The organism is Lentzea flava (genome assembly GCF_014648475.1).
GTDB lineage: Bacteria > Actinomycetota > Actinomycetes > Mycobacteriales > Pseudonocardiaceae > Lentzea > Lentzea flava.
This window is the reverse complement of the sequence record NZ_BMRE01000079.1, coordinates 1-22,869: the sequence shown is the minus strand read 5'-3', so window position 1 is coordinate 22,869 and position 22,869 is coordinate 1. Positions and strand designations below refer to the sequence as shown.

Sequence of the window (22,869 nt, the reverse complement as noted above, 5' to 3'; positions counted from 1 at the left end):
TGCCCTCAGCGGCCACATCAGGTGGCTTGCCCGGCCCCGTTCGTGACATAGGCTGCCGGGCGTGGCGGGCCCGCGGAAACGCTCTGCGCTGATCGCCCGGCTGGTCAGCGACCAGCCGGGTGGTTCCCAGGCGTCGATCCTCTCCGAGCTGCGCCGCTGCCTGCTCGACGGCGAGGTGCCGCCGGGCACGCCGATTCCGCTGGACGAGGTCGCACAGGTGTTCGGGGTGAGCCGCATCCCGGTGCGCGAGGCGTTGAAGACGCTGATCGGCGAGGGCCTGGTCGAGCACCGGCCCAACCTGGGCTACCACGTCGCCCGGCTGACGACCCGTGAGCTGCACGAGCTGTACGTGGTGCGCGAGGTGCTGGAGGTGGCGGCACTGACCGCCGCGGTGGCCTCGGCGACCGAGCAGGACGACCGGGAGGCGACCGCCACGCACGAGGCGCTCGGCCGGGCCATCGCGGCCCACGACGTGCGCGGCTACCACCGTGACAGCAGGCGGTTCCACCTGGCACTGGTGCGGCCGTGCGGGATGCACCGGCTGATGGCCATGCTGGAGTCGGCGTGGAACACCACGGAACCGGTGCAGCCCATGGCTCACGTGCCCGACGTCGCGAAAGTCGAGATGCACCACGACCACGAGGAGATGCTCGCGGCGTTCCTCGCGCGGGACGTGGAACGGCTCGTCGCGGCGGCGCGGGCACATCACGGCAGGCTGCGGGCGTCACTCGCCGCGTTGCCCCGGCACACGGGGTTGTTCGTCGACTCGGACTGACCGGGGCCGGAAAGATATACGGTTCGCGTCATGAGGGCGTAACACTGCCGGATCAGGCTGCTCGCACCACATCCGAGCACGAGGAGTCGGTGATGACCGATACTGTCGCCCGCCCGGCGATCGGCACCACGGCCGAGTACGACACGCGCCTCACCAACGAGGACCTGGCGCCGCTGAAGAAGCAGACCTGGGGTTCGTACAACATCTTCGCGTTCTGGATGTCCGATGTGCACAGTGTCGGCGGCTACGTGACCGCGGGCAGCCTGTTCATGCTCGGCCTGTCCAGCTGGCAGGTGCTGCTGGCACTGGTCGTCGGCATCGGCATCGTGAACGTCTTCTGCAACCTCGTCGCGAAACCGAGTCAGGTCACCGGTGTGCCGTACCCGGTCATCTGCCGGGCGTCGTTCGGTGTGCTGGGCGCGAACGTCCCGGCGATCATCCGCGGGCTCATCGCGGTGGCCTGGTACGGCATCCAGACCTACCTGGCGTCCGCGGCGCTGAACGTGGTGCTGCTCAAGCTCTTCCCGGCGCTCATGCCGTACGCGGACGTGCAGCAGTACGGGTTCCTCGGGCTGCCGTTGCTCGGCTGGGGCTCGTTCGCGCTGCTGTGGCTCGTGCAGGCGGCGGTGTTCTGGACCGGCATGGAGACCATCCGCCGGTTCATCGACTTCTGCGGCCCCGCCGTGTACGTGGTGATGTTCCTGCTCACCGGCTACCTGATCTACCGGGCCGGCTGGGGAGCGATCGACCTGAGCCTCGGCGAGGTCCGCCACACCGGCCTGGCGTCGCTGCCCGTGATGCTCGGCGCGATCGCCCTCGTCGTGTCGTACTTCTCCGGCCCGATGCTGAACTTCGGTGACTTCTCCCGCTACGGCCGCTCGTTCGCCGCGGTGAAGCGGGGCAACCTGCTCGGCCTGCCGGTGAACTTCCTGGTGTTCTCGGTGCTGGTGGTCGTGACGACGTCGCTGACCCTGCCGGTGTTCGGCGAGCTCATCACCGACCCGGTCGAGACGGTGGCGCGCGTCGACAGCACGTTCGCGATCGTGCTGGGAGCGCTGACGTTCACCGTCGCGACGATCGGGATCAACATCGTCGCGAACTTCATCTCGCCCGCGTTCGACTTCTCCAACGTCAGCCCGCAACGGATCAGCTGGCGCGCCGGCGGCATGATCGCCGCCGTCGGGTCGGTGCTCATCACGCCGTGGAACCTCTACAACAGCCCGGAGGTCATTCACTACACGCTGGAGGTGCTCGGCGCGTTCATCGGCCCGCTGTTCGGTGTGCTGATCGCGGACTACTACCTGGTGCGCAAGCAGAAGGTGGTGGTGGACGACCTGTTCACGATGTCGCCGGACGGCCGCTACCACTACCGCAAGGGCTACAACCCGAAGGCGATCGCCGCCACCGCCGCCGGAGCGGTCGTCGCGGTGGCCCCGGTCCTGGTGTCCGCGCTGGCGCCCGCCGCCCAGTACAGCTGGTTCATCGGCATGGCCGTGGGCCTCGCGGTGTACACGCTCGCGTCCAGGCGGAGTCGATGATCATCAAGGTGGTGAACCCGAACACCAGCGCGGACATGACCGCGCTGGTGGAACGGTCGGCCAAGGCCGTCGCCGCACCCGGTACGACCGTGGTGGCGGTCAGTCCGGAGATGGGGCCCGAGTCGATCGAGAGCCACTACGACGAGGCGTTGAGCGTTCCGGGTCTGCTGACGGAGATCGCCTCCGGCGAGGTGTCCGGTGTGGACGGTTATGTCGTCGCGTGCTTCGGCGACCCCGGCCTCGACGCCGCGCGGGAGCTGGCGCGGGGCCCTGTCGCCGGGATCGCCGAGGCGGCCATGCGCACCGCCGCCTACCTGGGACGGGGTTTCACCGTCGTGACGACGCTGTCCCGCACCCGCGGCCGGACGTGGGAGCTGGCCGAGCGGTACGGGATGCGCGGGCTGTGCCGGGGCGTCCACGCCTGTGACATCCCGGTGCTGGAGCTCGAGCGGGATCCGGGCGCCCTCGACGTCGTCACGGCGGCCTGCGCCCGCGCCGTCGAGGAGGACGAGGCGGACGCGGTGGTGCTCGGCTGTGCGGGCATGACGGACTGGGCTCCCGCGATCTCGGCTGCCATCGGGGTGCCGGTGGTCGACGGCGTCCAGTCCGCGGTGCTCACCGTGCAGGCGTTGGTGGAGATGGGGTTGCGCACCGGCAAGCGGGACGAGTTCGCCGACCCGTTGCCGAAGCGGTACACGGGGTTGTTGCGGGACTTCGGTCACTGACCGGCGGTGATGGTGGGGTTGCGGGCGGCGCCGGAGTTCTGCAGGGTGCAGACCGCACCGCTGGACGACGCCGACAGCCGCTGGACGTGGCTGTCCAGTTTGGACACTGCACCCGGACTGGGATGGCGGCTGGTGGTGCCGTGGCAGAACGGTTCGCCGTTGATGCGGGCGGGTCGCGGCGGAGCCGACCGACATGTCGTACCTTCGGGTCTCATGCCAGCTGATCTCCCGGTCCGCCCGCCGTCCGACGACGGCTTCGTCCTCGCGAAGGCGAAGTTCGCGACAGTGCTCGTCGCCGGGATCGCCGTCGGCCTCGCGGTCTCGCTCACCGGTCACGCCGAGTTCGGGCCGCTCGTCGGCTGGGACGTGGCGACGCTGGTCTACCTGACCTGGGTGTGGGTCCTGATCTGGCCGATGGACGCCGAGGAGACCGCCCGGCACGCCGTGCGCAACGATCCCACGCGCGCCGTCGCCGAGATCGTGCTGCTGCTCGCGGCGGTCGCGAGCCTGGTGTCCGTCGGCTTCGTCCTCGCCCGTGCGGCGGAGACCTCCGGCACGTCGGAGCTGTTGCGCGTAGGGCTCGGCGTGCTGTCCGTGGTGTTGTCGTGGACGATCGTGCACACGATCTTCACGCTGCGCTACGCCCGGCTCTATTACTACGACGCCGACGGCGGCATCGACTTCAACCAGCCGGATCCACCCGACTACGGCGACTTCGCGTACGTCGCCTTCAGCATCGGCATGACGTTCCAGGTGTCCGACACGTCCCTTTCCACCCGGGAGATCCGTCGTACCGCGCTGCGACACGCGTTGTTCTCCTACCTCTTCGGCACCGGCCTGCTCGCCACCACCATCAACCTCGTCGCGAGCATCAGCAGCAGCAACTGAGTTGTTTACGTTCACAATGTTTCCTTTTTCTTGGAGTCGTGAGACCCGCAATAACCATGCGCTGATGCGAATGAAATTTGCCTCACAGCATGCGGAAACGAATTGAGACGCTTCTTTGCCGGTGATTTCACGCACGGCATGTTGACGTTGTGAACGTGCGCATCAAAACTGCGGATGTGGTTATGCCGAACACCTCACCGGCCTGCGGGTCCGACCTCGCGCACAACTTGCGCGTGGTGGGCGAACACGAACAGCGGTTCGCCGAGTTCCGCGCGAAGGTGCGGGCGGTCGGTGAGCAGTGGGCGGAGAACCGTCCCGCCGGCCTGACCGAACTGCTGTGCGCGGCCGCGGCCGACGACCCGGAACTGCTCGAGCTCGCACGTGCCGGTGCCCAGCTGCTGGAGGACTTCCTCGACGGACTCAGCTGCACCGCCGTGCTGCCCCCGTCCGGCGACCTCGCGGCCGACCTGATCGACGGCAAGGCGCTGCCGCACCACGTGGTGGGCAGGCTCGCCCCGGTCTACGTGGTCCTGGTCTGCGAGCAGCGCGACGCGCGGATGCAGGAGCTCGACGTCCCCGGCGTTCTTCGCACGACGAGGTCCGGGCTCGTCGTGCTGCTGGTCCCCAACCGGGACACCGAGCTGCTGCACGAGATCACGGCCCGGCTGGCGGGCACCACCAGGTGGATCGCCACCGCCAGACGCCCGGTGGCCGAGCTGCCGGACGCCTACGCCGAGGCCGCCGAGGTGCTGCGCCTCGTCGCCGCCGGATGCCGCCCCGCGGGCACCTACGCGCTGACCGACGTGCTGGTGGAGCAGGCGATCGCGGCCAACCCGTCGGTCGCCACCCGGCTGGCCGAGATCATCCGGCCGGTGCGCGAGAACCAGGTCCTGTGGGAGACGCTGGTCGCGCTCGTCCACGCGGACTTCAACCGCAACCAGGCGGCCAGGGACCTGTTCGTGCACCGCAGCACGATGGACTACCGGCTGCAGCGGATCGCGCGGATCACCGGGTGGGATCCGGCCGGTGGGCACGGAGCGCAGCTGTTGAGGGCGGCGCTCTTCGCGGACGCGGTGGCCTGAGGACAAGCGCGTTCCTGGCCGGGAAGCGCGATCACGGTCGTCACCGCACCCGGCTCGCCGCCACCACCGCCCCGACCCCGAGCAGCACCAGCGCCGCCGCCGGGAACGCCACCACCCACGGTGCCCGCTCCACGTTCGGCATGCCCTCCGCCAGCAGCAACCCCCACTCGGGCTCGGGCGGCTGTGCCCCGAGCCCGAGGTAGCCCAGCGACGCGAGCGCGAGTGCCACGGCGGGCAGGCGCACGAAAGCGTTGCGCAGCACCGGAGGCAGGACGGCGGGCAGCACGTGCCGGACCAGGATGTGCCGGGTGCTCGCGCCCAGGGCCCGCGCGGCGGTCAGGTGGGCGCTGCCGCGTTGTTCCAGCGCGAGGGAGCGGGCGTGGGCGGCCGGGGGTGCCCAGGCCACCGCGGCGACCGCGATCACGGCGCTCGTCCACCCCGGACCCGCCGTCGCGGCGACGGCCAGCGCCACCACCACCGTCGGCAGCGCGTTCACCAGGTCCGCGGCGCCGGAGCCGCGGCGGCCCGCGATGCCGACTCCGAGAGCGATCACGACGACCAGCGCGGTCACGCCGGTCGCCAGCGCGCCGGTGTGCAGTGCGCCGTGTGCGACCCGTGCCAGCAGGTCCCGGCCCAGCGCGTCGGTGCCCATCGGGTGGGCGGCCGACGGAGGCAGCAGGCGTGCCGAGAGGTCCACTGTGAACGGATCGCGCCAGATTCCCCACAGCACCACCGCGATCACGGCGCCGGCCGGCAGGATCAGACTCCACCGGCCGGGCGTGACCGGGCGCGGGGCCGCGGACTCCAGCGCTCCGTCGACCAGCGCCGGGCCGAGCAGCAACCGCTGGGCCACCGCGCCGAGCGCGCCCGCTGCGGCGCCGCCGAGCAGGATCACCAGCACGCACGCCTGGACCACCGGCACGTCCTGCGCCAGTGCCGCGTCCACCGCGAGCCTGCCCAGGCCGGGGACGCCGAACACCACCTCGACCGTCGCCGCACTGCCGAACATGCCCGCGACCACGAGGCCGAGCTGGCCGGTCACGACGGATCCCGCGCGGCGCACCACGGCCAGCGCGATCGTGCGCGCCGGGAAACCCGCGGCCGTCCACGAGCGCAGCCAGGGTGCGGTGAGCGCGTCGCGCAGGGCGTCACCGGCGACGACGGCCAGCACCGCGCCCGCCGGTGTGCCCAGGGCGATGGCGGGCAGCACGGCGTAGCTGAGGTCGCGCCAGCCCGACGTCGGCAACCAGCCGAGACGGACGGAGATCACCAGCAGCAGCACCGAACCGATGAGGAACTCGGGCAACGCGGCGAGCACGGCGGCAACGCCCGCACGGCTGGAAGGCGACTTGCCGCGCAGCCCGGCCGCGAACGGCCGGGCGACCAGCGCGGTCATCACGAGCACCGCGACCACCGCCGCCAGACCCGTCAGGGTCGAGGACACCCCGATGGCTGATCCCAGCTGGGCGGACACCGGCTCACCGGACACCCACGAGGTGCCGAGATCACCGTGCAGCGCCCGGCCGGACCAGCGGCCGAGCAGCTCGAACGGCCCGGCGTCCAGACCGAGCTCGCGCCGCACCGACGCGATCGCCTCGGCGTCGGGCTCCCGATCGGCGGAACGGGCCCGCAGCACCGCGAGCGCCGGGTCCCTGCCCGCCACCAACGGCAGCAGGCCGATCACCGCGGTGAGGCCGAGCAGAGCGCAGAGCCGTCCGAGCACTCTCATGACATGCGGGTCCTGCCGGTGATCAGCAGACGCTCGTACGGGTCCGTGGACAGACCGCTGACAGCGCCCGAACGCCCGATGACGGTGCGCTCGTGCACCAGCGGAACCACGGCGTTGGTGGCGAGGAGCAGGTCCTGGGCCCGCATCGCCGCGGCCTGACGGGCGGGGACGTCCTCGGCGGCCAGCGCCTGGCCGATGGCGGTGTCGAGCGCCGGATCGCACACCTTGACCAGGTTGAAACCGCCGGAGCAGCTGAAGTCGAGGCTGAGGTTCGCGGCCAGGTCACCGCTGTCCATCGCGTACGAGCGGGAGAAGATCACCGCGTCGAAGTTGCCCGCGAGCAGGTCGGGTTCGAGCTGACTGTACTTGCGCACCACCTGCTCGACCTCGAAGCCCTTGCGGCGCAACGACTCGGCGACGGTGGTGGCGACGTCGGGCAGCTCCGGCCGGTCGCTCCAGGTGGCCAGGGCGATCTTCTGGCCGCCCGCGGTCGCGCCGGTGGGCGTGACCTGCCGCGGCGCGGTGTTCCGGAAGACACCGGTGGCGGCGTCGGCGTGGCCCTCGTAGACGCCCTTCGCCAGCGCGGCCGGATCGACCGCCTCCCGCACCGCCGCGCGCAACCGCGGGTCCGCGAACGGCGCCTTGGCCGTGTTGAGCAGCACCGACACCGTCCTGGGCAGCGGCACCTCCTCCGCGGTGACGTTGGCCAGCCCGCTGATCGGCACGGTGGTGGCGACGTCGACCTCGCCCGCCCGCAACGCCGCGGCGCGGGTGTTGCCGTCGGGCACGAACCGGACGTCCACACCGGACAGTGCGGGAACGCCGCCCCAGTACCCGTCGAACCGGCTGAGCGCCGTGCCCGCCGCCACGTTCAGGTCCGGCAGCACGAACGGCCCGGTGCCCGCCTTCGCCGGGCTCACCCGCTCGCCCTGGTAGGCGGCGGGGGCGAGCACGACCAGGTTCGCCGACGACAGCCGTTGCGGCAGCGTGGCATCCGGCGCGATGGTGCTCACCTCCAGGTCGAGGTCACCGGTGGCCTTCGCGCTCGCCCCGACGCCCTTGATCGCGCGCGGCACCGGGCTCGCGGCCGCCGCCCGGTTGAGTGCGTCGGCGGCGGCCGCGGCGGTGAGTGCGGTGCCGTCGTGGAACTTCACGCCCGCGCGCACGCGGAACGACCACGTCGTCGGAGCCTTGCGCGTCCAGCTCTCGGCCAGCAGCGGCTGCGGCTTGCCGTCGGCGTCGAGCTGCACGAGGGTTTCCGCGATGCCGAGCCTGGTCAGCGTGACACCGTCGTCTCCCCAGGGCGACAGCGACTGCACGGGCGCGAACGGCAGCGCGACGCGCAACCGCGCGGGGCCTTCCGCCTGGCTGCCGGCGAAACATCCCGCGGTCAGCGAGAGCACCGCCGCGGCGAGCAGGGTTCGTCGCAACAACATGGTGAACCTTTCGATCATGAGGAAAACGCGCGCCGCTTGCCGGTGAACGCCATGACACAGGCGCCCGCCAGCGGCAGGAGTCCGAGCAGGAGCCACGCGACGCGGCCGTGGCCCAGCAGGGCGCCGCTCGCCGTGCTGCCGACGAGCACCGCCACTCCACCCGCGGACGACAGCACGCCGAAGTGCGCGCCGAGCCTGCGGTCGCCCGCGAGCAGCGGCACGAGCTCCATGGCGAACGGGGCGGCCAGCATCTGGCCGAAGATCAGCAGGACCACGAACGCGGTGGCGCCCACCAGTCCCGGCGGTCGCAGCGCGACCACGCCGAACGCGAGCGCCATGACGGTGAAACCGGCCACCAGCGCCCGTTCGCGGCCGAGCAGCCGCCGGGCGAGCGCCGTCGTCGGCAGCTGGCCGAACACCACGAGCGCCGACGCGAGCGCGAACAACAGTCCCAGCGCCTGGTCCGGCGCGGCGACGCGGTGCAGTTCGGCGGGCAGCGCGAGGTAGAGCTGGTTGTACGAGACGAGGTAGGCGGAGTACCCGGCGGCGAAGAGCAGGAACGCCCGGTTGCCGAACACCTCGCGCCAGCCGTCGAAGAGGCCCTCGTCGTGGTGCTCTCCCGGCCGGCGTGGCAGGAACCTGAGGTGCAGCACCGCGATCAGGCAGAACAGCACCGCACCGATCACGCAGGTGAGGGAGAAGCTCGCGGACAGCACGACACCGAGCAGCGGGCCGAGCACGGTGCCGACCTCGCCCGCCATGGACCGGATCGCGAACGTGTCCGCGCGTGCGTCCGGATCGACCTCACGTGCCAGCGACGCCTCGGCCGCCGGCGAGAACAACGCCGCGGCGAACCCGACCAGCACGACTCCACAGAGGACGGTGGGCAGCGCGGACGCCACCGCCAGCACGGCGAAGCCGGCCGAGCGCACCAGGCAGCCGATGATGATCAGCGGTTTCGCGCCGAACCGGTCGGTGAGCACACCGCCGAGCGCGAACAGGCCCTGCTGGCTGAACGTGCGCACGCCCAGCACCAGCCCGACCAGCCATCCCGCCAGTCCGAGGTCGTCGGCGAGATGGCCGGCGAGGTGCGGCAGCACGAGGAAGAAACCGATGTTGAACAGCAGCTGGCTCAGCACCAGCAGCCGGGCGGTCGGTGTGAGCACGCCGAACCGGCGCAGCGCCCGCGAACGACCGCGAAGTGCTGCGCCCAACGCCGTACCCCGCTCCCCGTGATGAAAACGATTCCCGGCGAGCGTATGTGAGCGTTACCTAAGTTCCGTTCGTGGTTCGGCGGTTACCGGAAGATCTTCCGCACTATTCGGGTTGCCGCATGCGCACTTCTGCACATCAGACGGACGCCCCGTCGAGCTGGAAGGTCTGCACCTGTCCCGCCGCGAACGGCACCCGCAGCAGCTTGCCGTCCAGGCGGACGTCGGTGCGCTGGGTGTACCTGTCGCTGCCGCTGGTCGTCGACGTCGACCACCTCGTGACCAGGCCGGTGGGCAGGGTGCCGAACCGGCTCAGGTCGAAGGTGATCGTCTGCGCCGAGGTCGCGGTGTTCACGCCGACCAGCACGAGCCTGCGGGCGGCAGGATCGTGTGCCACGGCGGCGTTTCCGGCGGAGGCGGAGATGATCCGCATGCCCGGCCGGATGTGCCGGGTGAACTGCGCCAGCACGTAGAGCTTCCGCTGCACCGCACCCGCCTGCAGCGTGGCCGGGTCGTAGGCGATCAGCGCCCACTCCGGCGTCGGGTCCATCACCTGCCAGTAGCACCACGCCGTCGGGTGCAGCCAGCGCCAGTCCAGGCACAGGTTGCTCGCCATCGAGAGCCCGGTGCCGTCCTTGTCGCCGTACTCGGAGTTCCACAGCACCTTGCCCGCCGCCTTCGCGTCCGCGTACAGCAGGTCGCGGCGGCCTCCAGAGCCCTGGTAGCCGTGCACGTTGATCTGGTTCACGACGGACTTCGTGGTGGCGTCGAAGGAGTTCCACGTGCTGCGCGCCGCGTCGTAGCTGGTCTCGTCGGACGCCGCGATCCGCAGGCCCGACAGGCCGCGGCTGGTCATCTCCTCGCGCAGGTACTGCAACACGGTCCGCTGCAGCGACGGGTCGAAGTGGCAGCCTTCCTGCCTGCCGGTCGCCGACCAGTAGTCCGACGCTGGCTCGTTGAACGGCTCGACCGTGCGGAAGGTGACGCCGAACCGGTCGCGGAACTGCCTGGCCGCCTCCGCCAGGTACGAGGCGTGGGTGCGGTAGTTCCACGGCTGCAGGTTGTTGCTGGTGGCGTTGTCGGCGCCGGAGGGGTTGTGGTTGAGGCACATCCACCACGCGGGCGAGTTGGAGAAGAGCTCGGTGATCGCGCCGCGTGCCACGGCCTTGACCAGGGACGCGCGTTGCTTCGCGTCGGCGCCCCACTGCCAGGAGCCGGGATCGGTGGTGCGCCAGTCCTGCCAGAAGGTCTCGATCTGCTTGAAGCGCGGGATGTTCGGCGAGGCGACCATCCGCTCACCGTCCACGGAGTTCCAGCTGCACGCGCCGAGGTTGTAGCGGGCGATGTTCATGCCCAGGCCGGGAAGCGTCGTTCCGTTGTAGGTGACGGACTTCGTGGTGAACCACAGGTCGGCGAAGTCGTCGCGGTCGCCGAACACGTTGGCCCACCAGGCGAGCGACGTGCCCCAGCCTTCCCACGTGCCGTAGCTCGTGGCCGGGTCGACGGTGATGGTCTGGTCGGCACCGGCGCGGGTGCCGACGGCTGTCGCCGCGATGGCGGCCGCCGCACCGGACAGCACTGTCCTGCGGGTGACCATTTGTTCCTCCTAGGGATCGGGCAGGGTGATCCGTGTGTCGAGTCCGTCGCTCCACCGCAGCTCGACCTCGGTGCCGTGCACGGTGAGCAGCGGGGCGGTCGTGGGTTCGCAGCCCCGGTCCAGGGCGACGGCGGCGGCGAGCACGGCACCGCGCGCGACGGGCCCGGTCGTCGCCAGCCACGGCGTCGCGACGTACTTGCCCAGCGGTGACGTGCCGGTGCCGGTGTGCACACCGGCCTGGCCGAACCCGCGCAGGGCGTGCAGCGACGAACGCAGGCGCGCACCGGAGACGACGACCGCCGGGGCCGCGGTCTCGGCACGCGGCCGGGTGTCGGCGGCGATCGGCCAGCCCGATATCCGCAGCCGAGCGTCGGTGTCGTCGTCCACGCGCACGAGCCGGACTTCCACGCCGCCGCGCACCACGGAGACGACCAGCACCGGCGGTCCCTCCACGATTTCGCCGGCGCGGCCGGAACCGTGGTCGGGTGAGTCGTCCGCGCTGGTGTCGACCCAGCGCACGGGTCCGCGCGAGGCACCGGCCACCACATCGCCGGGCAGTTCCTCGACGAACAGCGTCTCGAAGCCCGCGCGATGGCTCGCCGCACCCGCGGGGTCGAGCAGCACCACCGAGTTGTCGGTGGTGCCCGGCATCGTCGCCGTGGAATAGCCGAACTTCGCGTACAAGGGCGAGTCCGCGCGTCGATCACCCGGCAACGCGTGATCAGTGCCGTGGTTGATCGTCGTGACGATGCCGTCGGCACGGCGACCGGACACCAGCCAGCCCGGCGCGGCGATGACGCGGGTGAAGTCGTGCGTCTCCACCGGCAGCGGGCGTTCGACGTCCGTCCACACGGGATGGTCGGCGGGCAGGGCCAGGCCGAGCATGCCCTTGGCGGCCCAGTAGGGCGAGCCGGGGCCGGAGTAGGCCTGCCGGATCGCGGGCCAGCCGCCGTGCCAGCCGAGGCGCAACACCCCGTCCGGCTCCAACGCGCCGTGGTCGACGAAATGCCGCAGCACACCGGACGCGGCCCGGCGCAGCAGACCGGGCTGGGGTCCCGGTGTGCCGGTGATCGCGGCCACCCAGAACGGTGCCGCGGCCGCGAACCGGTAGGTCAGGCTGCGGCCCTGCAGCAACGGCGAGCCGTCGGCGCCGAGCAGCGCGACGGCGTCCTCCAGGTACCGCGAGAGATCATTCGTCCAGGTGCGGCGGGTTTCCTTTGAACACAACGAATCGGGGATGTCGAACAGGTGCGTCCACAGCAACGGGTACAGGTGCAACGCCCAGCCCGCGTAGTGGTCGAACGCGCGCTCGTCGCCGTCGCTGAGCCACCCGCCGGAACGCCGGAAGGACGCGTGCAGCGCCAGGTCGTGCTCGATGTCCTCCGCGGACCACGGACCACCGGCTTCCCGCAGGAACGACTCGACGACGATGCGGAACCACACCCAGTTGATCGGCGGGTACGGCTGGCCGATCACGGTGGCCAGCCAGCCGACGACCCGGTCGCGGACGCCGTCGTCGAGGTGGTCCCACAGCCACGGCCTGGTCAGCTGCAGCACCAGTGCGATCGACGCGGCCTCGACCTTGGCCTGTCCCAGCTCGTCCGGACGTGGCCAGGCTTCCGGGGAGTGCGGGTCGGTACCCGCGGCCAGGCCCCAGGCATAGCGCTCCAGCAGCGCGGGATCACCGCCGCCCGCGACCCGGAACCCGGCGAGCAGGAACGTGCGGGCGAACCCTTCCAGGCCGTCGGAGACCGGGCCGTACCGGCTCGGCTCACCGGGCAGGTCGATCCGTGCGCAGCGCGGCGACCAGTGCCGGTTCACGGCGTCGAGCAGGTGGTCGGCGATGGCCTCCCAGTGGGCGCGGGTCCAGCCGGTGTGCGGGGAGAGACGCCGGTTCTCAGGTGGGAGCATCATGCCTGCACCGTGAGCCCGTGCCTGGTCACCGGTTCCAACGGCGGCTGTCCCGCCGCATACCGCTCCAGTTCGTCGAGCGCGGCCGCGGCCATGAGCCGGGTCTCCGAGCCCAGCGACCCCGCGACGTGCGGCGTGATCACCACGTTCGGCAGGTCGTAGAGCCGCGACCAGGCGGGCAGCGGCTCCGGGTCGGTCACGTCCAGCACGGCGTGCAGACGTCCGTGCACGCACGCTTCCTCCAGCGCCGCGGTGTCCACAAGGGACCCTCTGGCGGTGTTGAGGAGCGTGGCGTGCTCGGGCAGCGCGGCCAGTTCCGCCGCGCCGATCAGGTGCCGGGTCTCCGGCAACTCGGGGGCGTGCAGGCTCAGCACGTCGGCCTGGGGGAGTGCCTCGGCGAGCGTGACGACCTCGGCACCGGCCGCCCGCACCAGCGCGGGGTCCACGACCGGGTCGACGACGAGCAGCCTGCCCGCCTGCAGCCGTCGCAGAAGCTCCACCACCCTGCGGCCGACCCGGGAGAACCCGACCAGCACGATCGTGCGGCCCAGCCCCGACAGCTCGCCGCGCCGGTCCCGATAGCCCCAGTCCTCGCGGAACCGGCGGGCGTCGGCGGCCAGGAACGGCACCTTCTTGAACGCCCACAGGATCGCCGCGACCGTGTACTGGGCGACCGGCTCGGCGTTGACGTGGGCGGCCGTCGTGACGAGGACGTCGCGGTCGAACACGGCGTCACCCACGTGCGACCGCACGCTGCCCGCCGCGTGCAGGGCGGCCCGCAACCGCGGTGCCGCCTCCAGCACGTCCGCGTCGATCGGCGGACAGCCCCACGACGTGATCAGCACCTCCACGGAGGCCAGGCGGCGGCGCACGGCGGGTGCCGAGAAGTCGTGCGCCACCAGGGGATCGCCGGGCGTCGCCAGCCTGCGCAACCGCGCCAGCTCCAGCGGGCCGAACTGCAGGTCGGCGACGTCCGGGCTCATGGCGAGCATGACCTCTGGCCGGTTCCGCGTCACTTCACGCTCCCCGCGGCGAGACCCTTGCGCCACTGCTGGTTCAGCACGAGGAACGCCACCACCAGCGGCAGCACCGCGAGCAGCGACCCGGTGATCACCAGCGGCGTGTACTGCGGGAACTGGGTCTGCCGCGTGCTCCACTGGAAGAGCCCGAGGCTCACGGGGAAGAGCTTCGGATCGGTGAGCAGGACCAGCGGCAGGAAGAAGTTGTTCCAGATCCCGATGAACTGGAACAGCAGCACCGTCACCACACCGGGACGCATCATCGGCAGCGCCACGGTGAAGAACGTGCGCAGCTGGCCCGCCCCGTCGACGCGCGCCGCCTCCAGCACCTCGTCCGGCACCGACGCGTCGGCGTACACCCTCGCGAGGTAGACGCCGAACGGGTTGGTGAGCAAGGGGATGAACACCGCCCAGAACGTGTCCACGACCCGCAGCTCGGCCGCGAGCAGGTACATCGGCAGCGCCAGCACGGTCGTGGGCACGAGCACACCGGTGAGGGTGAGCGCGAACAACAGCCGCCGGCCGGGGAAGCTCGTCTTCGCGATGGCGTACCCGCAGGCGGCGCAGATCAGCGCGCCGAGCACCGCCCCGCCTCCCGCGTACAGCACGGAGTTGAGCAGCCAGTGCCAGAAGATCCCGTTCTCCTGCGCGAACAACGCCTTGACGTTGGCCCACAGGTTCCACTCGCCGAACTCGAACGCACCGGTGGTGGAGAAGTCGCCGAGCGACTTGGTCGACGAGGTCACGAGCCACACCAGCGGCAGCAGGCTGTACAGCGCCGCGACCACGAGGATCAGGTGCACCGCGGACGTGGACACCCAGCGGGATTTGCTGTCCACAAAGCTCATCGCGCCGACCTCCTCGTCGAGAAGCGCATGACGACGGCGGACAGCACCGCGCAGATCACCGCGATCAGCACCGACGCCGCCGCGGCGCGCCCGTTGTCACCGGCCACGAACGCGGCCTCGTACACGTACATGCTCGGCGACCACGTGCTGGTCACCGTGCCGGTGAAGCTCTTGAGCACCATGGGTTCGGTGAACACCTGCAACGACCCGATGACGGTGAACACCGCCGCCACGAAGATCGTCGGCCGGATCACCGGGATCTTGATGGACCACGCCGTGCGCAACCCGCCCGCGCCGTCGGCCCGTGCCGCCTCCACGATCTCCTTCGGGACGGCCTGCAACGCGGTGTAGAAGATGATCATGTTGTAGCCGACCCACTGCCACGTCGCGATGTTGGCGATCGACGGCAGCAGGGCGGTGTCGCTCAACGGGTCGACGCCCAGCAGGTTCTTGATCGGGCCGATCGTCGGGCTGTAGAGGTACGCCCAGATCAGGCCGCCGATGACCACCGGCACCGCGTACGGCACGAACACCGCCAGCGACCACACCTGCTTCAGCCGCACCACGGCGGAGTCCAGCAGCAGAGCCAGGACCAGCGCGCCGATCAGCATGCTCGGGATGTGGATCAACGCGAACAGCGCGACGTTGCCCAGGCTCGCGTGGAAGGCCGAGTCCGCGATCACCTTCAGGTAGTTGCCCAGCCACACGAACACGTGCTCGGGACCGGAGAAACCGAGGCCGCGCAGGCGTTCGGTGAACAGGCTGAGGTACAGCGTGTACGCCACCGGCACCAGCACGGTGCCCACGAGCAGCACCGCGAACGGCACCGCCAGCACAGCACCGGCGAAGTCCTTCCTGCGGGTCCCGGTGCTCGTCTCCACGGATGGTTGTTCCTGGGCGGGTGCGCGTTCGGGCGCGAGGACGCTCATGCCGTCTTCCCCTCTCGCACCGAAAGTCCCCTGGCCCGCATGTCGGCCACGGCGTGCTGCTGGACCTTCCGCACCGCGTCGGGCAACGTCGTGCCGCCGCTGCGGACCGGCCCGAAGGAGTCCGAGATGGTCGAGAACAACCGCAGGGCGTTGGGGCCCCACGTCCAGTCCGGCACCCGCTTCGCGGCCTCGTCGAGCACGTCGTAGACCGGGTCGCCGAGGAAGTAGCCGCCCTTGTACGCCTGCCGTGCCACGGCGCGGTTGGGCAGGTGCGCGGGGAACGGCGTGGTGAACGTGCTGCCGATCTTCGGCACCTCGGGGTTCGTGCTGAGCCACCGCAGGAAGGTCATGGCCGCCTCCGGCGCCTTGCTCTCCGCGGAGATGCCGAACGCCGTGCCGCCCTGGATCCCGTTGGCGGGCTTGCCCTCCCAGGTGGGCATGGTCGCGACGGCCCAGCGCCCGGTGTCCTTCGGGATGGACCGGTTGAGCGTGCCGACGCTCCACGACGCGCCGAGCAGGCCCCACAGCTTGCCGTCGTGGATCCCGGCGATCCAGTCCTGCGTGCCGTGGACGACTCCGGCGACCTGATCGTCCTTGATCATCGACTGCCAGTAGGACGCCGTGCGCAGCGTGCCCTCACCGGCGATGTCGACGGCCCACGTGTCGCCCTGCGCCGTCCACCACGGATCGCCCGCCTGCCAGGACATTCCCGCGAAGAACGAGCCGTCGTTGAGCGGGAACGAGCAGATGCGCGCCTGCGGGTCGACCTGCTTCACGGCGGCGGCCGCCGTGCGGAACTCGTCCCACGTGCGCGGCAGCGCGATGCCGTGCTGGTCGAACAAGTCCTTGCGGTAGTAGAAGACCATCGGCGCCAGGTCCATCGGCACGCCCCACGTCCGGCCGTCGGGCCGCACACCGCGCCACGCGGCGGGGGAGTACTGGCTCTCCAGGTCGGCCATGTCCGCGGTGAGGTCGCGCAGCCCGCCGGTGAGCAGGATCTGCGGCAGACCCTGGTACTCGACGTGCAGGACGTCCGGCGCGTTGTGCGCCCTGATCGCGTTGGTCTGCTGGGCGTAGCCGCCGGACAGACCCGCCGCGATCACCCGCAGCTCGACGAACACGTCCTTCTGCGCGGCGTTGAACGCGGCGACGTACTTGTCCATGCCGGTCAACCAGGACCAGATGCTGACGGTGGTGGCGCCCGGCGGTGCGGCGGACGCCGTGCAGCCGCCGACGAGTCCCGCCGCGCCCAGTGCGGCGGTGGCGCGCAAGAACCCGCGGCGGGAGAGCCCGCGGGTCCGCAGCGCTGGGGAAAGCTCCATTGCTGACCCTCCTGCTGGAGTGATGTGGCACACCTCACCCCGTGGCACACTCGGCGGTCAACGAAACGATCGGAAACGATCGAAAGCGATCAGAAGCGAAGAGATGAACCAGAAGTTGGCTGCTCAGCGCCATGAGCTGATCCTGCGAGCCGTCCGGACGCACGGCACGGTCCGATTGCAGGAACTGGTGGACCTGCTCGGCGCGTCGGCGGTGACGGTGCGCCGCGACGTGACCGCCCTCGCCGACCGCGGCCTGGTGGTGCGCGTGCACGGCGGCATCACCATGCCCAAGCACGCCGAACCCTTCCCGCGCGGACCGCAGTCCGTGGTGGGGCCGGCGCCGGCGCATCCGCTGGTCGGCATGGTCGCGCCGTCCGTGGAGTACTACTGGCCCGCGGTGATCCAGGGCGCCCAGACCGCCGTCGCCGCGGCGGGCGGACGGCTCGTGCTGCGCGCCTCCAGCTACGACGCCGCCGAGGACCGCCGCCGCGTGTGCGAACTGCTGGACCGCGGCGTGCAGACCCTGCTGGTCGCCCCGAGCACGAGCGGCCGCGCGGGCGTCGAACTGCTGCGCTGGCTCGGCGCGCTGACCGTGCCGGTCGTGCTCGTCGAACGCCTTCCCCCACCGGAACTGCCGACGACCGCGCTGGACGCGGCCGTCACCGACCACGCCATCGGCGCGGGCCTCGCCGTCCGCCACCTGGCCACGCTCGGCCACCGCCGCATCGGCCTCGTCACCTCCCGGCAGAGCCCGCACAGCGACGCCATCCGCACCGGCTGGACGACGGCCGTGTCGTCGCTCGAACTGCCGTTCAACGGCGTTCCCGTGCTCGACGTGCCGCCCTACGGCTCTCCACAGTGGACACGAGCCGTCGACGAGGTGATCGACGAGTGCCTGGCAGCCGACGTGCACGCCGTGCTGGTGCACGCCGACCGCGAGGCGATCGGCGTGCTCGAACGCGCTCGCGACCGAGGCGTCCAGGTGCCTGGGGACCTCGCCGTCGTGTCGTACGACGACGAGGTGGCGGCCGCGTCCGATCCGCCCCTCACGGCCGTGCGGCCGCAGAAACACCGGCTCGGCGCACTCGCCGCGCAACTCGCGCTGGCACGCCTCGCGGATCCGCTGGACCGGCCGGTGCACCGGGTGGTGCTGTGGCCGACGCTGACGGTGCGGGAGTCGTGCGGAACGGCGCTGGAACCCCAAAAGGGGTGGACGTCCTGACCGGTCCCGCACCAAGATCGGACTCATGCGCCAAGAGGACATCTGGGACGCCGAAACCGCAGCGCAGTACGACACCCCCGGCGTCGGGGCGTTCGCGCCGGAGGTGCTGGACCCGATGGTCGACCGGCTCGCGGCTCTCGCGGGTGGTGGCAGAGCACTCGAGTTCGCCATCGGTACCGGCCGTGTCGCCGTCCCGCTGGCCGAGCGCGGGGTGCCGGTCGCCGGCATCGAACTCTCGCAGCCGATGATCGACGTGCTGCGCGCGAAGGTGGACGAGGCAACGATTCCGGTGGTCAACGGCGACATGGCCACGGCGCGCGTGCCGGGTGAGTTCTCCCTGGTGTTCCTCGTCTTCAACACGATCTCGAACCTGCTGAACCAGTCCGAGCAGGTCGAGTGCTTCCGCAACGCGGCGCGGCACCTCACCGCGGGCGGCCGGTTCGTGGTCGAGCTCGGCGTGCCGGCGTTGCGCAGCCTGCCGCCGGGCCAGCCGGCCAGGGTCCGGCACGCCGAACCCGGTTACCTGGCAATGGAAACCTACGACCTCGTGCGCCAGCGGATGATCTCGCACCACCTCCGCTTCGGCGAGGGCAGGGAAGCGCGGCTCTTCCGCACCCCGCACCGCTACGTCTGGCCGGCCGAGCTCGACCTGATGGCGCAGATCGCCGGGTTCGAGCTGGAGAGCAGGCACGCGGACTGGACGGGTGGGGAGTTCACCGACGAGTCGGCGGCACACGTCTCGGTCTACCGTCTGCCTTAGACGATTTCAGTCGCAGGTGATGGTGGGATCGCCCCAATCCGCGTGATCGAAGATGTTCCCGTCGCGCGCGTCGGCGACGCGCAGTTCGAGCGTCGCGTACCCGGTGGTGGTGACTTCGAGCGTGGACGGTCCCCGGTCGGCCGTCTTGACGCCGCTGTCGGCCAGCAGCTCTCCGTCGCCGTACACGAGGAACCTGACCGAGGCGGCCTCGTCGGACACCTCGTCGTCGATGCCGACCTGCGCGCTGAAGGTGCTGCACGCCCGGCCGAGGTAGAGGTGCACGGCCGAGTCGGCGTGCGCGCCGATGCCCTGGGAGTACGTGGTGCCGTTGATGGTGAGCGTGTTCCCGTCACCAGCGGCCTGCTCACCGTTCGACGTGTTGCGTTCGACCGGGCCCCAGCCGTTGGTCGACGCCACCCAGGTCATGTTCCCGACCTCGTGCGTGCCCTCCGCGGGGCCGGGAGCGAGGGTGCCGGTGCGCGACACCCGGTACATCACCACGCCGTGCGCCTCGACGGAGGCCGAGATCGCGCCGGTGGTGCTCGCCGTCCTGCCGGTCCACAGGTCGCGCAGGCGGTACGACGACGAGCCCGCCAGGCCGAGCTCCGCGGCGGACGTCCTGATCGTCGCGGGCGCGGCGCCGCGGTTGAACAGGACCACGGCGACCGAGCCGTCGGACATCGGCTTGGCCCACACCTCGCCGGTGCCGTCGTCGCGGATCTTGCGGCCCTGCGAGCCTCCCCAGTCCTGGTTGACCTCGATCACCTGGCGGTTGCGGATGATGGCGAGCGTCGTGGCGTCCATGGCGTCCAGATCGTTGCCGAGCAGCAACGGCGAGGACAACAGGGACCAGAGGCTGAAGTGCGAGATGTACTCCGCGGTGGTCATGCCGCCGTTGCCGACCTCCAGCATGTCCGGGTCGTTGTAGGAACCCTGGCTCGAGAACGACTCCAGCCCGACCTGCTGGTCGAGGAGATCCATCACGCTGGCCCAGGTGTCGGAGATGTCACCGGTGGTGCGCCAGTAGTCACCGCCGACCTGCGGGCCGAAGACCCACGGCTCCTCCTGGCCCCAGTTGCAGATGCTGTAGACGATCGGGCGCCCGGTGGCCCTCAGCGCGTCGCCCATCGCCGCGTAGCGTTCGGCGGCGGGGCGGCCCTGGTTGTGGCAGTTGTCGTACTTGAGCAGGTCGACGCCCCAGTCCGCGAACGTCTGCGCGTCGATGGTCTCGTGGTCCAGGCTCGCGGGATAGCCCTGGCACGTGAGCGTGCCGGCGGAGGAGTAGATGCCGAGTTTGAGGCCCAGGCCGTGGACGTGGTCGGCGAGCGCCCTGATGCCGGACGGGAACCGCGCCGGGTTCGCCTGCAGGCGGCCCTCACCGTCCCGTGTGGACGCCATCCAGCAGTCGTCGATGTTGACGTAGTTGTAGCCGAGGTGGTGGAGGCCGTTCGCCACGATGGCGTCCGCCGCCTCGCGGATGAGGTTCTCGTTGATGTCGCAGGCGAACCGGTTCCAGCTGTTCCAGCCCATCACGGGCGCGTCGATCACCGCGTCCGCGTGCAGGCCGGGTTGCCCGAAGGTCGCGCGCACCACGTAGTTGTCGCCGTCGCGGGAGATCACGTCGACGCGGACCCGGTTCACGGAGTCCACAAAGGACTGGCCGGGGTCGTGCGCGGCGTCGGCGAGCTCGATTCCGCCGCACCCGCCGGAGCGCGGCTTCGCGTCCCGCACCCGCACGGGCTCCTCACCGCTCCGCGCGCCGGGGCCGATCGAGTAGATGAGCACGCCGGTGTCGCACGCGCCGCTGTCGAGCCCTTTCCTGGCACGCACCTCGGCCACGTACGCGCGGGTCGTGCCGTAACGCACGACGATCGCCTTGCTGCCTTCCGCGGTCTCCACCGGGGTGAGCGTCTGCTGCACCGAGGTGTTCCGTGTCGCCACGCACGACACCTGGTCGTCGTCGAGCCAGCCGTGCTTCCACTTGTGCCAGGCGAAGTGGTCCCGGGCCGGCGTGCCGATGTCGCCGGGGCCGATCACCGCGCCGACCGTGATCGTCCGGCCGTCGAGCGTGACGGTGTCCGGCTGCGTGTACGACCGGCCGGCGCCGCGGTCGACCAGGTAGACGGCGCTGATGCCGGAGAAGTCGAAGTCCGGGTCGGCCCGCTTCGCCGCCTCGGCCCAGGCCGAGGTGGGTGCGACGGGATCCGGCATGTCCACCGGCGTGCGATGCGGCACGAGTTCGAGCTGGTAGCGGCCGTAGGAGGCGGTCGCGTAGAACTGCTCTGCCTGCCTGAGTTCGGCGAGCTCGGCGTTGACGTCCCACGAGCCGCGGAACAGCACGGCCGCCTTGACCGTCCCGGTCGTCGCGGAGAACGTGGACCAGTCGGCAGGGACGCTCTCGCTCGTCCCGGTCCGGTTCGGCAGGGCGCAGGCGCTCACCGGATCGGCGTGAACGGCCTGCGCCGCCGATGCGGTCAGTCCGCTCGCCCACAACGCGGCCACGAGCACGGCGATCTTCCCGCTCATCACGGCCCTCACCTCCGGATGTCCTGCTGTTCCAGGCAACCACGAAGATCAGGCGCGGCGACAGGGCCGATGGTGGGACCTCACCCGATAGAGAGCTCGTAGACCGTTTCGTGCTCGTAGGTCTGACCGGGCCGCAGCACCGTGCTCGGGAAGTCGGGCCGGTTCGGCGAGTTGGGGAAGTGCTGTGCCTCCAACGCGAAACCGGCGCCGCGCCGGTACGGGCGGCCGCTCGTGCCGACCAGCTCCGGCGAGAGGAAGTTGCCGGAGTAGAACTGCAGTCCCGGCTGGGTGGTCCACACCGTCAGCACCCGGCCGGAGCCCAGGTCGTGCGCCCGCGCCGCGAAACCCGGCTCGTCGAGCGCCCAGTTGTGGTCGTACCCGTGCCCGAGCAGCAGCTGGGGATGCGGCACGGCGATGCGCGCGCCGATCGGCGTCGGCTCGCGGAAGTCGAACGGCGTGCCGCCGACCGGCTCTGGCAGGCCGGCGGGGATCAGCGCGCCGTCCACCGGGCAGTACGACCCGGCGCGGATGGTCAGCAGGTGGTCGTGGACGTCGCCGGAGCCCTCGCCGGCGAGGTTCCAGTAGGTGTGGTTGGTCAGGTTCACCACCGTCGGCGCGTCGGTCTCGGCGCGGTAGCCGATGCTCAGCCGGTTGCGCGCGTCGAGCCGGTACGTCACCGCGACCGCGACCCGGCCGGGAAAGCCCTGGTCGCCGTCCGGGCTGACGTGGCTCAGGCGCACCCCCGCACCGTCGGCGTCGGTGAACGGGGTCGCCTGCCACACGTGCGTGTCGAAGCCGGCGACCCCGCCGTGCAGGCTGTTGCCGTTCTCGTTGGCGGACAGGTGGTGCTCGACGCCGTCGAGGGTGAACCTGGCACCGCCGATCCGGTTGGCGTACCGGCCGATCAGCGCGCCGAAGAACACCCGGCTCGCGTCCGGCCGGTTGTTGGCGACGTAGCCGTCGAGCGTCGGGAACCCGAGCACGACGTTCTCGAGCTCGCCGTCGCGTCCGGGTGCCTCCAGCGACTGGACCACCCCGCCGAGGTCCAGGATCCGCGCGGTGACACCGCCGGGGTTGGTCAGCTCGAACCGGTGGACGTCCGTGTCACCGATCCGGCCGAAGAGCTCGCGGCTGACCGTGGGTGTGGCGGTGTCAGAGCGGTGCATCGGCGGTGCCTCTCGTCGCGACCAAGGTGTACGACGACCGATGTTAGCGCTAACACTCCGGGTGGTGCGGGTAGGCGCCGATCCCGGTTTTGATCTCGATGAAGGGCTCCTTCCTCCACGTGGGGTCTGAACTGGTCCCGGAAAGTTGGACTGGCTAAGTAAAGGTTAGGCCGCGAGGGTCTGGG

General features: G+C 70.9%; 18 protein-coding genes. 7 read left to right on the top strand and 11 right to left on the bottom strand.

Annotated features, from left to right (window positions below; genetic code table 11):
* Positions 1–61: 61 nt before the first annotated feature.
* From IEZ09_RS42525 to IEZ09_RS42505, 5 genes are all read left to right on the top strand, one after another.
* A complete protein-coding gene (locus IEZ09_RS42525) occupies positions 62–775 on the top strand; it encodes a GntR family transcriptional regulator (RefSeq protein WP_189259540.1) in 714 nt (237 codons plus the stop codon).
* 92 nt (positions 776–867) lie between these two features.
* Positions 868–2,313, top strand: a complete 1,446-nt coding sequence (locus IEZ09_RS42520; RefSeq protein ID WP_189259539.1) for an NCS1 family nucleobase:cation symporter-1 — start codon at positions 868–870, stop codon at positions 2,311–2,313.
* Positions 2,310–3,038: an aspartate/glutamate racemase family protein gene (locus IEZ09_RS42515; protein WP_189259538.1), complete on the top strand. Its 729-nt coding sequence runs from the start codon at positions 2,310–2,312 to the stop codon at positions 3,036–3,038. Before IEZ09_RS42520 ends, IEZ09_RS42515 begins: the two co-directional genes overlap by 4 nt.
* A 213-nt stretch (positions 3,039–3,251) precedes the next feature.
* The gene (locus IEZ09_RS42510; RefSeq protein WP_189259537.1) at positions 3,252–3,926 is read left to right on the top strand and encodes a DUF1345 domain-containing protein; all 675 of its coding nucleotides are present in this window, start codon (positions 3,252–3,254) and stop codon (positions 3,924–3,926) included.
* 236 nt (positions 3,927–4,162) lie between these two features.
* Positions 4,163–5,008: a PucR family transcriptional regulator gene (locus IEZ09_RS42505; protein WP_189259536.1), complete on the top strand. Its 846-nt coding sequence runs from the start codon at positions 4,163–4,165 to the stop codon at positions 5,006–5,008.
* A 40-nt stretch (positions 5,009–5,048) separates the two neighbouring features.
* Here IEZ09_RS42505 and IEZ09_RS42500 read toward each other — a convergent pair whose 3' ends face one another.
* The 9 genes from IEZ09_RS42500 to IEZ09_RS42460 all read right to left on the bottom strand — a co-directional run bounded on the left by IEZ09_RS42500 (position 5,049) and on the right by IEZ09_RS42460 (position 17,010).
* Positions 5,049–6,737 carry an ABC transporter permease subunit gene (locus IEZ09_RS42500; protein ID WP_189259535.1) on the bottom strand — a complete coding sequence of 563 codons (1,689 nt, stop codon included), beginning with the start codon at positions 6,735–6,737 and terminating at the stop codon, positions 5,049–5,051.
* Positions 6,734–8,173: an ABC transporter substrate-binding protein gene (locus tag IEZ09_RS42495; protein WP_189259534.1), complete on the bottom strand. Its 1,440-nt coding sequence runs from the start codon at positions 8,171–8,173 to the stop codon at positions 6,734–6,736. Before IEZ09_RS42495 ends, IEZ09_RS42500 begins: the two co-directional genes overlap by 4 nt.
* Positions 8,174–8,187: 14 nt before the next feature.
* Positions 8,188–9,387: an MFS transporter gene (locus IEZ09_RS42490; RefSeq protein WP_189259533.1), complete on the bottom strand. Its 1,200-nt coding sequence runs from the start codon at positions 9,385–9,387 to the stop codon at positions 8,188–8,190.
* A 136-nt stretch (positions 9,388–9,523) separates the two neighbouring features.
* Positions 9,524–10,981, bottom strand: a complete 1,458-nt coding sequence (locus IEZ09_RS42485; RefSeq protein WP_189259532.1) for a glycoside hydrolase — start codon at positions 10,979–10,981, stop codon at positions 9,524–9,526.
* Between the two features lie 9 nt (positions 10,982–10,990).
* Positions 10,991–12,895: a DUF2264 domain-containing protein gene (locus IEZ09_RS42480; protein ID WP_229813435.1), complete on the bottom strand. Its 1,905-nt coding sequence runs from the start codon at positions 12,893–12,895 to the stop codon at positions 10,991–10,993.
* A complete protein-coding gene (locus tag IEZ09_RS42475; RefSeq protein ID WP_229813434.1) occupies positions 12,892–13,908 on the bottom strand; it encodes a hydroxyacid dehydrogenase in 1,017 nt (338 codons plus the stop codon). The genes IEZ09_RS42480 and IEZ09_RS42475 overlap by 4 nt, the downstream gene beginning before the upstream one ends.
* Entirely contained in the window at positions 13,905–14,714 is an 810-nt protein-coding gene (locus IEZ09_RS42470) for a carbohydrate ABC transporter permease (RefSeq protein WP_229813439.1), read from the bottom strand. The genes IEZ09_RS42475 and IEZ09_RS42470 overlap by 4 nt, the downstream gene beginning before the upstream one ends.
* Before the next feature lie 41 nt (positions 14,715–14,755).
* Positions 14,756–15,688, bottom strand: a complete 933-nt coding sequence (locus IEZ09_RS42465) for a carbohydrate ABC transporter permease (protein ID WP_189259530.1) — start codon at positions 15,686–15,688, stop codon at positions 14,756–14,758.
* On the bottom strand, positions 15,685–17,010 hold the full coding sequence (locus tag IEZ09_RS42460; RefSeq protein WP_189259529.1) for an ABC transporter substrate-binding protein: 1,326 nt from the start codon (positions 17,008–17,010) through the stop codon (positions 15,685–15,687). The genes IEZ09_RS42465 and IEZ09_RS42460 overlap by 4 nt, the downstream gene beginning before the upstream one ends.
* A gap of 103 nt (positions 17,011–17,113) precedes the next feature.
* Here IEZ09_RS42460 and IEZ09_RS42455 point away from each other — a divergent pair, with 103 nt between their 5' ends.
* Together IEZ09_RS42455 and IEZ09_RS42450 are read left to right on the top strand one after the other, a co-directional pair.
* Positions 17,114–18,232 carry a substrate-binding domain-containing protein gene (locus IEZ09_RS42455; RefSeq protein ID WP_189259528.1) on the top strand — a complete coding sequence of 373 codons (1,119 nt, stop codon included), beginning with the start codon at positions 17,114–17,116 and terminating at the stop codon, positions 18,230–18,232.
* Positions 18,233–18,257: 25 nt separating this feature from the next.
* Complete coding sequence (locus tag IEZ09_RS42450; protein ID WP_189259527.1) at positions 18,258–18,992, top strand: class I SAM-dependent methyltransferase; 735 nt, start codon at positions 18,258–18,260, stop codon at positions 18,990–18,992.
* 6 nt (positions 18,993–18,998) lie between these two features.
* On the opposite strand, the gene IEZ09_RS42445 is transcribed toward IEZ09_RS42450, so the two are convergent.
* Both IEZ09_RS42445 and IEZ09_RS42440 read right to left on the bottom strand, forming a co-directional pair.
* A complete protein-coding gene (locus IEZ09_RS42445; protein ID WP_189259526.1) occupies positions 18,999–21,518 on the bottom strand; it encodes an NPCBM/NEW2 domain-containing protein in 2,520 nt (839 codons plus the stop codon).
* A gap of 80 nt (positions 21,519–21,598) precedes the next feature.
* The gene (locus IEZ09_RS42440) at positions 21,599–22,684 is read right to left on the bottom strand and encodes an aldose epimerase family protein (RefSeq protein WP_189259525.1); all 1,086 of its coding nucleotides are present in this window, start codon (positions 22,682–22,684) and stop codon (positions 21,599–21,601) included.
* Positions 22,685–22,869 lie beyond the last annotated feature (185 nt).

Excerpts from the sequence above, each read along its gene's own strand:
- IEZ09_RS42445 (WP_189259526.1), bottom strand. The coding sequence starts at position 21,518 with ATGAGCGGGAAGATCGCCGTGCTCGTGGCCGCGTTGTGGGCGAGCGGA.
- IEZ09_RS42520 (WP_189259539.1), top strand. The coding sequence starts at position 868 with ATGACCGATACTGTCGCCCGCCCGGCGATCGGCACCACGGCCGAGTAC.
- IEZ09_RS42510 (WP_189259537.1), top strand. The coding sequence starts at position 3,252 with ATGCCAGCTGATCTCCCGGTCCGCCCGCCGTCCGACGACGGCTTCGTC.
- IEZ09_RS42460 (WP_189259529.1), bottom strand. The coding sequence starts at position 17,010 with ATGGAGCTTTCCCCAGCGCTGCGGACCCGCGGGCTCTCCCGCCGCGGG.
- IEZ09_RS42465 (WP_189259530.1), bottom strand. The coding sequence starts at position 15,688 with ATGAGCGTCCTCGCGCCCGAACGCGCACCCGCCCAGGAACAACCATCC.
- IEZ09_RS42455 (WP_189259528.1), top strand. The coding sequence starts at position 17,114 with ATGAACCAGAAGTTGGCTGCTCAGCGCCATGAGCTGATCCTGCGAGCC.
- IEZ09_RS42450 (WP_189259527.1), top strand. The coding sequence starts at position 18,258 with ATGCGCCAAGAGGACATCTGGGACGCCGAAACCGCAGCGCAGTACGAC.
- IEZ09_RS42515 (WP_189259538.1), top strand. The coding sequence starts at position 2,310 with ATGATCATCAAGGTGGTGAACCCGAACACCAGCGCGGACATGACCGCG.
- IEZ09_RS42480 (WP_229813435.1), bottom strand. The coding sequence starts at position 12,895 with ATGATGCTCCCACCTGAGAACCGGCGTCTCTCCCCGCACACCGGCTGG.
- IEZ09_RS42495 (WP_189259534.1), bottom strand. The coding sequence starts at position 8,173 with ATGTTGTTGCGACGAACCCTGCTCGCCGCGGCGGTGCTCTCGCTGACC.
- IEZ09_RS42500 (WP_189259535.1), bottom strand. The coding sequence starts at position 6,737 with ATGAGAGTGCTCGGACGGCTCTGCGCTCTGCTCGGCCTCACCGCGGTG.
- IEZ09_RS42440 (WP_189259525.1), bottom strand. The coding sequence starts at position 22,684 with ATGCACCGCTCTGACACCGCCACACCCACGGTCAGCCGCGAGCTCTTC.
- IEZ09_RS42485 (WP_189259532.1), bottom strand. The coding sequence starts at position 10,981 with ATGGTCACCCGCAGGACAGTGCTGTCCGGTGCGGCGGCCGCCATCGCG.